Source organism: Pseudomonas sp. 31 R 17, from assembly GCF_900004915.1.
In the GTDB taxonomy this organism is placed as follows: Bacteria; Pseudomonadota; Gammaproteobacteria; order Pseudomonadales; family Pseudomonadaceae; genus Aquipseudomonas; species Aquipseudomonas orientalis_A.
The window spans coordinates 112,768-124,378 of the sequence record NZ_CVTN01000068.1; the positions used below are offsets into that span (position 1 = coordinate 112,768).

The following is an 11,611-nucleotide window of genomic DNA, read 5'->3' on the forward strand; positions in this document are numbered from 1 at the left end:
GGACCATGCAAACTCGTGACGATATTTTCAACACCCTGCGCGATGCCTTGGTGGAACTGTTTGAACTGGAACCTGAGCGCGTCACCCTGGACGCCAACCTGTACCAGGACCTGGAAATCGACAGCATCGATGCCGTGGACCTGATCGACCATATCAAGCGCCAGACCGGCAAGAAGATCGCCGCCGAAGAATTCAAGGCGGTGCGCACCGTCAATGACGTGGTTGAGGCGGTGTACCGTCTGGTCCAGCCCGCCGCATGAGCCGGCTGATCGGCCTTGGCCTGTTGCTGGCGGGGCTGCTGTACCCCTTCGCGGTGTATTACGGCACCGAGCATTTTGCGCCCTGGCAATTTGGCCTGTTGTTGGGCAGCCTGTGGTTGCTGCGCGCGTTCACCGCTGCACGACGCCCCGGCAGTCGCTGGATGGCGCTGGTGGTGATTGTGTTTTGCCTGGCGCTGGCCTGGTTCGATAACCCGCAATGGCTGCGCTGGTACCCCAGCCTGGTCAGTGGGTTCATGCTGGCACTGTTCGGCCTGAGCCTGAAATACGGGCCGCCGATGGTCGAGCGCCTGGCGCGCATGACTGAGCCGGACCTGCCGTCGAACGCGGTGCTGTATACGCGCCAGGTCACCGTGGTGTGGAGTGTGTTTTTTCTGTGTAATGGCCTGCTCGCTGCCGCCCTCACCTTATGGGCGCCGCTGAGCTGGTGGACGTTGTACAACGGCTTTATCGCCTACGCGCTGATGGGGCTGTTGTTTGCCGTGGAATGGCTGGTACGACAAAGGGTTCGAGGCCGCGTATGAAAGGTTTGAAACTTGAGCACCTGCTGCTCGAGCCACAGGAACAGCGTCGGGTCACCACTGAGCCGGCGCTCAATCATGCTCAACTGATGGAGCAGTCGCTGCGCCTGGCGGCAGGCTTGCAAGCGCGTGGCATCCAGCGCCTGGCGGTGCACCTGGAAGACGCCGGCGTACTGGCGATTGCGTTGCTCGGCGCCTGGCGTGCCGGGGTCGGCGTGTTGCTGCCCGCCGACCTGCAGCCGCAAACCCGTCAACGCTGGGACGCCGTCGTCGATGCCTGGCTGACAGAAGCGGCGGACGTTGAAGCGTTGTACCAGGCGCCTCTGAGCCCTGCCGCCCTCGACCTCGATCGCTGCCAACTGAGCCTGTGCACCTCCGGCTCCAGCGGTGAACCCAAGCGCATCGACAAGTCCCTGCGCCAGCTGGCCAATGAGGTACAGGCGCTGGAGGCACTGTGGGGCGCCGACCTGAAAGACGCCTGCATCATCGGCAGCGTCGCCACCCAACATATCTACGGCTTGCTGTTCCGCGTGCTGTGGCCACTGTGCGCCGGTCGCACGTTTTTGCGCAGGCAACTGGCATTCCCCGAGGACATGCAGCGCGCCAGTCGCGAGCATTCGCCATTCGCCTGGGTGGCCAGCCCGGCGCTGCTCAAGCGCATGGGCGATAACCTCGACTGGCCGGCGCTGAGCCAGGTCTCACGGGTGTTTTCCTCGGGCGGCGCCTTGCCTGTCGAAGCCGCCGGCAGCCTCTATGACCGCTTGCAGCAATGGCCGACGGAAATCCTCGGCAGCTCGGAAACCGGCGGCATCGCCTGGCGCCAGGGCGCACAACCCTGGCAGCCGTTTGCCGACGTGCACCTGAGCCAGGCGGCCGACGGTGCCCTGCGCATCGCCTCGCCCTACCTGCCCGCCGGGCATATCGAACAGACCGCCGACGCCGCGCGCATCCATGCCGATGGCCGCTTCGAACTGCTCGGTCGCCTGGACCGTATCGTCAAGCTGGAAGAAAAACGCATCGCCCTGCCGATGTTCGAACAGGCCTTGATGACCCATCCGTGGGTCGCTGAAACCCGCCTGGGCGTGGTGCAGGAAAACCGCGCGTCACTCGGTGCCCTCGTGGTACTGAGCGCCGAGGGCCTGCATGTTCTGCGCAATCAGGGTCGGCGCACGGTGACCCAAGCCCTGCGCCAGCACCTGAGCCAGCATTGCGAAGCCCTGGCCTTGCCCCGCCGCTGGCGTTTGTTGCGCCAACTGCCGCTCAACAGCCAGGGCAAGCTGCCCCAGGCCGATATCGAGGCGCTGTTGCTGGCCCCGCGCCCCAAGGCGCCGGACGTGCTGGCGCAGGCCGAGACCGACGGCGAATGGACATTGCAACTGAGCGTGCCGCCCGACCTGGCCTATTTCAGCGGGCATTTTCCAGTCACGCCTGTGCTGCCGGGCGTGGTGCAAGTGGAATGGGCCTTCAACCTGGGCAAGCAACTGCTCGACTTGCCGAGCACGTTTGCCGGTATGGAAGTGCTCAAGTTCCAGCAACTGGTACGCCCCGGCGATCACATTCAATTGCACCTGCGCTTTGACCAAGAGCGCGGCAAGTTGTACTTCGCCTATCGCAATGGGGAGGCTGCATGCTCAAGTGGCCGGATCGTGCTGGAGGCCGCGCATGCATAACCCCTGCGCCCTGATCCCGGTCTACAACCATGAAACCGCCGTGCCTGCCGTGGTGCGCAGCCTTCTGAACAGTGGCCTGCCCTGCCTGTTGGTGGACGACGGCAGCAGCCCGGCCTGTGCGGCGGTGCTTATGCAACTGGCGACGCTGGATAACGTCACCCTGCTGACCCTGCCCCGCAATCAGGGCAAGGGCGCCGCCGTCATGGCGGGCTTTCGCGAAGCCGCGCGCCTGGGCTACAGCCACGCCCTGCAAGTGGACGCCGACGGCCAGCATGACCTGCGCGAAGTTGAGACCTTTGTCGATACGTCCCGCAGGCACCCCGACGCGATCATCTGCGGCTATCCCGAATACGACGAAAGCGTGCCCAAGGGCCGTCTCTACGCGCGCTACCTGACCCACGTGTGGGTGTGGATCAACACCCTGTCGTTGCAGATTCGCGACTCGATGTGCGGCTTTCGCGTGTACCCGCTGGCACCCACCCTGGCGCTGATGGACTCGGCCTACATCGGCACGCGCATGGATTTCGACTCGGACATCCTCGTGCGCCTGGCCTGGCGCAACCAGCCGATGCGCTGGCTGCCGACCCAGGTGCATTACCCCGCCGACGGCCTGTCGCACTTTCGCCTGTTGCGTGACAACGTGCGCATCAGCGCCATGCATACGCGACTGTTCTTCGGCATGCTGGTGCGCGCGCCCGCCATCCTGTGGCGCCGGTGGCAGGCATGAGCGAGCGCAGCAAACACTGGGCCGACCGCGAGGAGCGCGGCAGCTTCCGGCTGATGAAACTCACGGCGTTCGCGGCAAAAGTCCTTGGCCGGCGCCTGTTGAGCCCGCTGCTCTACAGCATCGTGTTCTACTTCTTCGTGTTCGGCCGCACCGCGCGCCAGAGCGCCTGGCAATACCAGCAGCGCCTGGCGCAGTGGAGCGGGCGTGCCGAGCTGCAGCCGAGCCACGCCAAGGTCTTCGGCCAATTCATGGCCTTCGCCGACTCCCTGCTCGACAAGCTCGACGTGTGGAACGGCAAGCTGCGCCTGGAGCAGATCGAAATCAACGATCCGGCGCAATTGCGCGGCCAGTTGCGTGGCGAGCGCGGGCAGATGCTGGTGGGCGCGCACCTGGGCAACCTGGAAGTGTGCCGCGCGCTGGCGGAGATCGGTGAACAGGTCACCATGAACGTGCTGGTGCACACCAAGCACGCCGAGCGTTTCAATCGTCTGCTGGGCGAAGCGGGCGCGACCCATTTGCGCCTGATCCAGGTCAGCGAGCTGGACCCGGCCACCATGCTGCTGCTCAGCCAGCGCCTGGACGACGGCGAATGGCTGGCGATTGCCGGCGACCGCATTCCGCTGCACGGCGGGCGCACGGTGCGCGTGGATTTCCTCGGGCATGATGCCGCATTCCCCCAGGGCCCGTGGCTGCTGGCCGGCCTGCTCAAGTGCCCGGTCAACCTGCTGATGTGCCTCAAGCACCAGGGCCGCTATCGCCTGACCATCGAGCCCTTCGCGCCATTGATCGAATGGAAGCGCAGCACCCGTGAGCAGGTCATCGCCCTGTGGGCCGCCCGCTACGCCGCACGCCTGGGCCAGTTCTGCCTGCAAGCGCCGCAACAATGGTTCAACTTTTACCCTTTCTGGAAGACCGATGACCACGTCTCTTGAGCCGATCACCTTTGGCGAATGCCCCCTGCGCATCGAAGACGTCCTGGCCCTGGCCAACCGTCAGGTGCCCACTCGATTGCAGGACGATGCCGCGTATCGCCGGCGCATCGCCAAGGGCGCGCAGTTTCTTGATTCGCTGCTGGACAAGGAAGGCGTGATCTACGGCGTGACCACCGGCTACGGCGACTCCTGCGTGGTGGCGGTGCCGCTCGAACACGTCGAGGCGCTGCCGCGTCATCTGTACACCTTCCACGGTTGCGGCCTGGGCAAGTTGCTCGATGCCCAAGCCACCCGCGCCGTGCTGGCGGCGCGCTTGCAGTCGCTGTGCCATGGCGTGTCCGGGGTGCGCGTGGAACTGCTCGAGCGCCTGCACGGATTCCTCGAACACGACGTGCTGCCGCTGATCCCTGAAGAAGGCTCGGTGGGCGCCAGCGGCGACCTGACCCCGCTGTCGTATGTGGCGGCCACCTTGTCCGGTGAACGTGAAGTGCTGTTTCGTGGCGAACGCCGCCAGGCCGCCGACGTGCATCGAGAACTGGGCTGGGAACCGCTGGTGCTGCGCCCCAAGGAAGCCCTGGCGTTGATGAACGGCACAGCGGTAATGACCGGCATTGCCTGCCTGGCCTTCGCCCGCGCCGACTACCTGCTGCAGCTGGCCACGCGCATCACCGCGTTGAATGTGGTGGCGCTGCAAGGCAACCCGGAACACTTCGACGAACGCCTGTTCGCCGCCAAGCCCCATCCCGGGCAAATGCAAGTCGCCGCCTGGCTGCGCCAGGACCTGGCCATCGATGCACCGACGGCCCCGCTGCACCGCCTGCAGGATCGCTACTCCCTGCGCTGCGCACCCCATGTACTCGGCGTGCTGGCCGACAGCCTGAACTGGCTGCGCGCGTTTATCGAAATCGAACTGAACAGCGCCAACGATAACCCGATCATCGACGCCGAAGAGGAACGCGTGCTGCACGGCGGGCACTTCTACGGCGGGCACATTGCCTTTGCCATGGACAGCCTCAAGACCCTGGTGGCCAATGTCGCCGACCTGCTCGACCGCCAACTGGCGCTGCTGGTGGACGTGCGTTACAACCACGGCCTGCCGAGCAACCTGTCGGGCGCGCCGGCCGAGCGCGCAATGATCAACCATGGCTTCAAGGCCGTACAGATCGGCACCAGCGCCTGGACCGCCGAAGCGCTGAAAAACACCATGCCGGCCAGCGTGTTCTCGCGCTCGACCGAGTGCCATAACCAGGACAAGGTCAGCATGGGCACCATCGCCGCCCGCGATGCGATCCGCGTGCTCGAGCTGACCGAACAGGTCGCCGCCGCCACCCTGCTCGCCGCCAACCAGGGCGTGTGGCTGCGTACCCAGGCTGACGATGCACGGCCGTTGCCACCAGCACTGGCGGCGATGCACGAAGAACTGGCCCGGGACTTCCCGCCGGTCATCGAAGACCGCGCCCTGGAAGGCGAACTGCGCCTGTGCCTGCAACGCATCGCCGAGCAACACTGGAGGCTGCATGCGTAGCCCCGGCGTGTTGCACTGCGACACTCAAATCCTCGTGCCGTTTTTCGACATCGACACCATGCACGTGGTGTGGCACGGGCATTACGTGAAGTACCTGGAAGTGGCGCGCTGCGCGCTGCTGGACAAGATCGGCCACAACTACGCTGCGATGCTCGAGGCCGGCTACGCCTGGCCGGTGATCGACATGCAACTGCGCTACGTGCGCGGCGCCACCTTCGGCCAAACGATCAACGTGCGCGCCAGCCTGGTGGAGTGGGAGAACCGTTTGAAGATCAATTACCTGATTACCGATCTGGCCAGCGGCGAACGCTTGACCCGCGCCAGCACCGTGCAAGTGGCAGTAGAAATCGCCAGCCGCGAAATGCAGCTTGCATCGCCAACAATATTCACCAACGCCGTCGAAAGGGCCCTGAAATGAGATCCCCTGCAGGAGCGAGCTTGCTCGCGAAGATCGCCAACGATAACGCGGGGCGCCTGACACCCCGTGGGGCCCTCAGGTTTTTCGCGAGCAAGCTCGCTCCTACAGTGGCCGCCGCATTGCTGAGCTTCAGCGCCCACGCCTTCGACCTGCAACAACTGAGCGATCAACTGGCCAAACCCAGCGTGATCCACGGCAACTTCACCCAGGAAAAACACCTGCGCGCCCTGCCCCAGCCGCTGGTCAGCAAAGGCACCTTCGTGCTCGCCAAGGACCACGGCCTGCTGTGGCTGCTCAAAACCCCGCTGCAACAGGACTATCGCATCACCAGTCAGGGCATCGCCCGGCGTGACGCCAACGGCTGGCAACTGCTGCCGAACAAGAGCGCCGGCACCGAGCAGAATCGCCTGTTCCTCGCGGTGCTTCAGGGCGACAGCAGCGGCTTGCAGCGTGACTTCGACCTGCAGTTGCAAGGCCAGGCGCAAGACTGGAAGCTCACGCTGATTCCGCGCTCACTGCTGCTCAAGCAAGTATTCACCCAAATCAATATCGATGGCGGCGCGCTGGTGAAGACCATCGAGCTGTTGGAAACCCAGGGCGACAGTACCGTACTGCGCATGCAGGACAGCAGCGCCGACCAACCGTTGAGCGATGCGGAGCAACACGACTTTGCCCAGTGAGCGCCTGCTGCCGCGCCTGTTCCTGATCCTGCTGGTGGCCGTGCTGGCACTGGCCGGCTGGCAGTGGCGTCACGGTGCGCCTTTGTCGGCCAACCTGATGGAGCTGGTGCCCGGCAGTACGCCGGACGCCCTGGAGCTGCAAGCCGAGCAGCGCATGCAGGAACCGCTGAACCGCGAAATGCTGGTGCTGGTGGGGCATGCCGACCGCCAGCAAGCGCTGGCCATGGCGCAGCAACTGGCCGAGCGCTGGCAGGCCAGCGGTCTGTTTGAGAAGGTGCAATGGAACCTGCAGGCCGACTTGCCGGCGCTGCGCAAACAACTGCTGCGCGACCGACTGGCGATGCTGTCGGCCAAGGACCGCGAGCAACTGATAGAACACCCCGACGCGTTTATACAACAACGCGTGCAAACGCTGTTCGACCCCATCGCCGGCTTCAGCCTGGTGCCCAGCCAGGACGACTGGCTGGGCCTGACCGGGCGCATCCAGAACAGCCAGCCACAACACGGCGCGGTACAGCTGGATATCGGCAGCGGCGCGTTGATCGCCGACGCCGACGGCAAAAGCTGGGTACTCCTGCGGGCGCGCACCACCGGCAATGCATTCGACATGAAACTGCCGCTGCACGTGGCGGATCTGCTCCAGACCAGCCGCGCCCAGGCCGGCGCGCAAGGCGTGCAACTGCTCGCCGCCAGTGGTCTGCTCTATGCGGCCAACGGGCAGCAACAAGCCACGCGGGAGATGACCTGGGTCGGCGGCGGTGCAACCCTGGGCATCCTGATATTGCTGCTGCTGGCATTCCGGCGCTGGCGGGTGCTGCTGGCCTTCGTGCCGGTGGTGGTCGGCATGCTGTTTGGCGCAGTGGCCTGTGTGGCGCTGTTCGGCCATATGCACGTGATGACCCTGGTGTTGGGCTCCAGCCTGATCGGCGTGGCGGTGGATTACCCGCTGCACTATTTGTCCAAAAGCTGGAGCCTGCAGCCGTGGCGCAGTTGGGCGGCATTGCGCCTGACCCTGCCGGGACTGAGCCTGAGCCTGGCCACCAGTTGCATCGGCTACCTGGCGCTGGCCTGGACACCGTTCCCGGCGCTGACGCAAATCGCGGTGTTCTCGGCAGCCGGTCTGGTCGGCGCGTACCTGTGCGCCGTGTGCCTGCTGCCGGCACTGCTCAACGGCGTCGAACTGCGCCCGGCGCGCTGGCCGCTGCGCATCGCCGAACGCTTGTGGCAGTGGCGGGCGGGATTGATCAAGCGCGTGCCCGGCGCCGTGTTGCTGGTGTGGGTGCTGTTGTTCTGCGCCGGTGGCCTGTGGCAATTGAACAGTAAAAACGATATCCGCCAGTGGATCGGCGCGCCGCCGCAATTGCTGCAGGAAGCCCAGGCCGTGGCGCGCATTACCGGGTTCCAGCCCACCAGTCAGTTCTTCCTGGTGCGCGCCGACAATCAGCAGCAGTTGCTGGAGCGCCAGGCCGCCCTGGGCCAGCGCCTGGATCAACTGGTGAATATGGACAAGCTCCAGGGTTACCTGGCGCTGACTCAACTGGTCAACCTGCCCGCCGAACAGCAGCAACTGCGCGATGCGCTCAATAAGCTTGAGCAGCATTGGCAACCGTTGCTGGACATCGGCATTCCCGTCGACGCGCTGCAAGCTGAAGTCGCGCAGTTGCAGGCGCTGCCCACCGAAGACATCGACGCCGCGCTCAAAGGCCCCCTGGCCGAGCCCTGGCGCACGCTGTGGCTGGGCAAGGTAGACGGCGGCGTGGCGGCGATGGTCAGCCTGCAAGGCCTGAACAACCCGGCGTTGCTGCGGGTGCAGGCGGTGGATCTGCCCGGTGTGCAATTGGTGGATCGCCTGGGTGATTTGAACCGTGTGTTTGCCGACACTCAAATCAGCGCGGCCGAATTGAAATTGCTGTCCTGTGGGCTGATCGTGCTGCTGTTAATGCTGCCTTTCGGCTTCACCGGCGCCTTGCGCGTCGTCGCGCTGCCGTTGCTGGCGGCGCTGTGCAGCCTGGCCAGCCTCGGTTGGCTGGGCCAGCCGTTGACCCTGTTCAGCCTGTTCGGCCTGCTGCTGGTCACGGCCATCAGCGTCGACTACGCGATCCTGATGCGCGAGCAGATTGGCGGGGCCGCCGTCAGCCTGCTGGGAACCTTGCTGGCCGCGCTGACCACTTGGTTATCGTTCGGCCTGCTGGCCGTCTCCAGTACCCCGGCGGTGAGCAATTTCGGCCTGTCGGTCAGCCTCGGCCTGGCATTCAGCTTTATGCTGGCGCCCTGGGCCGGGCAACAAAAGCACGCCTTATGAATGTGAATATCGCCAAAGTGGCAAGGAGCCTTCGTGCCCACAGTTGAAATGGAACGTCGCCAGGTGGTGGTGATCGGTGCCGGGCCATCCGGGGCCATCGCGGCCGCGCTGCTCAAGCGCAAAGGGCATGATGTATTGATTATCGAGCGCCAGTATTTCCCGCGTTTCTCGATTGGCGAAAGCCTGCTGTCGCACTGCATCGACTTTATCGAAGAAGCCGGCATGCTCGACGCCGTGCAGGCTGCCGGCTTTCAACTGAAAACCGGTGCGGCGTTCGCCTGGGGCGAGCGATACAGTGCGTTCGATTTCGGTGACACCTTCAGCAACGGCAAACCGACGACTTTCCAGGTGCAGCGTGCCGAGTTCGACAAGCTGCTGGCCGACCAGGCGACGTTGCAGGGTGTGGAAATCCGCTACGGCGAAAGCATCGTCGGCGTGGATTTTTCCGCCAACCATCGCTACCTGCACGTACGCCGCGAAAATGGTAGCGAGTACCACCTCAAGACAGCATTCGTGCTGGATGCCAGTGGCTATGGCCGCGTGCTGCCGCGCCTGCTGGACCTCGAAGTGCCGTCCGGTTTCCCGCTGCGCCAGGCCGTGTTCACCCACGTCGAAGACCGCATCGAACACCCAGGCTTCGACCGTACCAAGATTCTGATCACCACCCATCCCCTGCAGCGTGATATCTGGTTCTGGACCATCCCGTTCAGCAACGGCCGATGCTCGGTGGGCGTGGTCGCGGCCAAGGAACATTTCGACGGCCGTGACCACGATCTGGATGCCTGCCTGCGCAGCTTTATCGACGAAACCCCAAGCCTGTCCGGCGTACTGCAGAACGCCGTGTGGGACACCCCGGCGCGCAGCATCGGCGGCTATTCGGCCAACGTCAAAACCCTGCACGGCCCGGGCTTTGCGCTGCTGGGCAACGCGGCGGAATTTCTCGACCCGGTGTTCTCCTCCGGCGTCACCATCGCCATGCGCTCGGCGAGCATGGCTGCGGGCGTGCTGCATCGCCAACTGCAAGGCGAAGCGGTGGACTGGCAAACCGAGTTTGCCGAGCCGTTGAAGCGCGGCGTCGACACCTTCCGCTGCTACGTCGAGGGCTGGTACGCCGGGACATTCCAGGACGTGATTTTCCACGCCGGCAGTTCGCCGCAGATTCGCCGCATGATCAGTTCGATCCTCGCCGGCTACGCCTGGGATGAACGCAACCCGTTTGTCAGCGAGCCCAAGCGGCGCCTGCGAATGCTGTCGCAAATCTGTGCGAGTGAGCCGGTATGACCAGCCCTGCGGTTGAAAAGAACTACCTGAGTAAAAACTACGTCGAAGAAACCCGCTTCGGCTTCTGGTTCCTGCGCAGCCACACCTGGCAGCATCATGTGTTGCGCGTGGCGATCGATGACCTGCGCAGCCTGTTCAGCGAACCGCTGCCGGTGGCGCCGGTATTGCTCGACGCCGGCTGCGGCCAGGGTAAATCGTTCAAGTTGCTGCAGCAGGTATTTGCGCCCGCGCGCCTGATCGGCCTGGATGCCGACCCTCACAGCCTGGCGCTGAGCCGCGAAGAAGCCACTCGCCAGGGCCTGGCCGTGGAGTTGATCGGCAGCGACTGCGCCACCCTCGAGTTACCCGACGCCAGCGTCGATATTGTGTTTTGCCACCAGACCTTTCACCACCTGGTCGAGCAGCATCGCGCCCTCAAGGAGTTCTATCGGGTCCTCAAGCCGGGCGGCTATTTGCTGTTTGCCGAATCCACCGAAGCCTACATCGACACCTGGGTAATTCGCTGGCTGTTCCGCCACCCCATGCATGTGCAGAAAAGCGCCGAGCAGTACCTGGACATGCTGCGCGAGCAGGGCTTTGAATTCGGCGCGCAGAACGTCTCGTACCCCTATCTGTGGTGGAGCCGCTCCAGCGATTTCGGCCTGCTGGAACGTTGGGGCCTGCGCAAGGCGCCGCCGGTGGGCCAGCGCGAGGAAACCCTGGTCAACTGCGTGGCGCGCAAGCCGGCAGAGGCCGCGCGTTCATGATCCGCTGGTTGCTGATGAGTTGCCTGTTGCTGCTCGGCGCGTGCGCCAGCCAGGCGCCGTTGCCGCAAACCATGCCCGCCCTGAACTTGCCGATGCAGCTGCATGTACAACGCCTGGAGGGCGAACTCAGCCAGGATTGGCTGCTGGTGATCCAGCGTGAAGGCCGGGCGATTCGCTGGTCGATGATGGACCCGTTGGGCATTCCCCAGGCCCGGCAGAAGTTGATCGACGGCAAGTGGCAGGCCGATGGCTTGCTGCCGCCCAACCCCCAGGCCCGAGCGCTGTTCGCCGCGCTGTTGTTTGCCCTGGCCTCGGCGGATGACCTGCGTGCGCTGTATCCTGCGGCCCAGGCCATGGACCTTACGCGAACGCTGCCGGGCCATTGGCAAATCGTCTATCAGTCTTCAGAGGTGTTCAGCGTGAACATGGTGGGCCAACCGTTGAGCTATCGCATTACCCCGCTGGGCGTGGGCAAATGAGCGCCTACCTCAATGCCCTGGGCGTGATCTGTGCCCTCGGTCGCGGCCAGGC

12 protein-coding genes are annotated in these 11,611 nt (G+C 64.6%); all 12 read left to right on the forward strand.

From position 1 onward, the window contains the following. Positions 1-5 precede the first annotated feature (5 nt). Genes BFP89_RS16935 through BFP89_RS16990 form a run of 12 tightly spaced genes read left to right on the forward strand, consistent with a single transcriptional unit; the run spans position 6 to position 11,559 of the window. Positions 6-260: an acyl carrier protein gene (locus BFP89_RS16935; protein WP_003209389.1), complete on the forward strand. Its 255-nt coding sequence runs from the start codon at positions 6-8 to the stop codon at positions 258-260. Continuing rightward, positions 257-802, forward strand: a complete 546-nt coding sequence (locus tag BFP89_RS16940; RefSeq protein WP_065886595.1) for a COG4648 family protein — start codon at positions 257-259, stop codon at positions 800-802. The genes BFP89_RS16935 and BFP89_RS16940 overlap by 4 nt, the downstream gene beginning before the upstream one ends. Next, complete coding sequence (locus tag BFP89_RS16945) at positions 799-2,469, forward strand: acyl-CoA synthetase family protein (protein WP_065886596.1); 1,671 nt, start codon at positions 799-801, stop codon at positions 2,467-2,469. The genes BFP89_RS16940 and BFP89_RS16945 overlap by 4 nt, the downstream gene beginning before the upstream one ends. Beyond that, positions 2,462-3,196, forward strand: a complete 735-nt coding sequence (locus tag BFP89_RS16950; protein WP_065886597.1) for a glycosyltransferase family 2 protein — start codon at positions 2,462-2,464, stop codon at positions 3,194-3,196. Before BFP89_RS16945 ends, BFP89_RS16950 begins: the two co-directional genes overlap by 8 nt. Then, positions 3,193-4,128 carry an LpxL/LpxP family acyltransferase gene (locus tag BFP89_RS16955; RefSeq protein ID WP_065886598.1) on the forward strand — a complete coding sequence of 312 codons (936 nt, stop codon included), beginning with the start codon at positions 3,193-3,195 and terminating at the stop codon, positions 4,126-4,128. The genes BFP89_RS16950 and BFP89_RS16955 overlap by 4 nt, the downstream gene beginning before the upstream one ends. Beyond that, positions 4,112-5,653 carry an HAL/PAL/TAL family ammonia-lyase gene (hutH, locus tag BFP89_RS16960; RefSeq protein WP_065886599.1) on the forward strand — a complete coding sequence of 514 codons (1,542 nt, stop codon included), beginning with the start codon at positions 4,112-4,114 and terminating at the stop codon, positions 5,651-5,653. The genes BFP89_RS16955 and hutH overlap by 17 nt, the downstream gene beginning before the upstream one ends. After that, positions 5,646-6,071 carry an acyl-CoA thioesterase gene (locus BFP89_RS16965; protein WP_065886600.1) on the forward strand — a complete coding sequence of 142 codons (426 nt, stop codon included), beginning with the start codon at positions 5,646-5,648 and terminating at the stop codon, positions 6,069-6,071. Before hutH ends, BFP89_RS16965 begins: the two co-directional genes overlap by 8 nt. After that, positions 6,068-6,751: an outer membrane lipoprotein carrier protein LolA gene (locus BFP89_RS16970; protein WP_065886601.1), complete on the forward strand. Its 684-nt coding sequence runs from the start codon at positions 6,068-6,070 to the stop codon at positions 6,749-6,751. The genes BFP89_RS16965 and BFP89_RS16970 overlap by 4 nt, the downstream gene beginning before the upstream one ends. Continuing rightward, a complete protein-coding gene (locus BFP89_RS16975) occupies positions 6,723-9,053 on the forward strand; it encodes an MMPL family transporter (RefSeq protein WP_065886602.1) in 2,331 nt (776 codons plus the stop codon). The genes BFP89_RS16970 and BFP89_RS16975 overlap by 29 nt, the downstream gene beginning before the upstream one ends. A 33-nt stretch (positions 9,054-9,086) precedes the next feature. Continuing rightward, positions 9,087-10,334, forward strand: a complete 1,248-nt coding sequence (locus BFP89_RS16980; RefSeq protein ID WP_083208089.1) for an NAD(P)/FAD-dependent oxidoreductase — start codon at positions 9,087-9,089, stop codon at positions 10,332-10,334. Further along, a complete protein-coding gene (locus BFP89_RS16985; protein WP_065886604.1) occupies positions 10,331-11,080 on the forward strand; it encodes a class I SAM-dependent methyltransferase in 750 nt (249 codons plus the stop codon). The genes BFP89_RS16980 and BFP89_RS16985 overlap by 4 nt, the downstream gene beginning before the upstream one ends. Next, a complete protein-coding gene (locus tag BFP89_RS16990) occupies positions 11,077-11,559 on the forward strand; it encodes a hypothetical protein (protein ID WP_065886605.1) in 483 nt (160 codons plus the stop codon). The genes BFP89_RS16985 and BFP89_RS16990 overlap by 4 nt, the downstream gene beginning before the upstream one ends. Positions 11,560-11,611 lie beyond the last annotated feature (52 nt).

Coding starts and splice junctions, on each gene's coding strand:
- BFP89_RS16935 (WP_003209389.1), top strand. CDS start 6: ATGCAAACTCGTGACGATATTTTCAACACCCTGCGCGATGCCTTGGTG.
- BFP89_RS16940 (WP_065886595.1), top strand. CDS start 257: ATGAGCCGGCTGATCGGCCTTGGCCTGTTGCTGGCGGGGCTGCTGTAC.
- BFP89_RS16945 (WP_065886596.1), top strand. CDS start 799: ATGAAAGGTTTGAAACTTGAGCACCTGCTGCTCGAGCCACAGGAACAG.
- BFP89_RS16950 (WP_065886597.1), top strand. CDS start 2,462: ATGCATAACCCCTGCGCCCTGATCCCGGTCTACAACCATGAAACCGCC.
- BFP89_RS16955 (WP_065886598.1), top strand. CDS start 3,193: ATGAGCGAGCGCAGCAAACACTGGGCCGACCGCGAGGAGCGCGGCAGC.
- hutH (WP_065886599.1), top strand. CDS start 4,112: ATGACCACGTCTCTTGAGCCGATCACCTTTGGCGAATGCCCCCTGCGC.
- BFP89_RS16965 (WP_065886600.1), top strand. CDS start 5,646: ATGCGTAGCCCCGGCGTGTTGCACTGCGACACTCAAATCCTCGTGCCG.
- BFP89_RS16970 (WP_065886601.1), top strand. CDS start 6,068: ATGAGATCCCCTGCAGGAGCGAGCTTGCTCGCGAAGATCGCCAACGAT.
- BFP89_RS16975 (WP_065886602.1), top strand. CDS start 6,723: ATGCGGAGCAACACGACTTTGCCCAGTGAGCGCCTGCTGCCGCGCCTG.
- BFP89_RS16985 (WP_065886604.1), top strand. CDS start 10,331: ATGACCAGCCCTGCGGTTGAAAAGAACTACCTGAGTAAAAACTACGTC.
- BFP89_RS16990 (WP_065886605.1), top strand. CDS start 11,077: ATGATCCGCTGGTTGCTGATGAGTTGCCTGTTGCTGCTCGGCGCGTGC.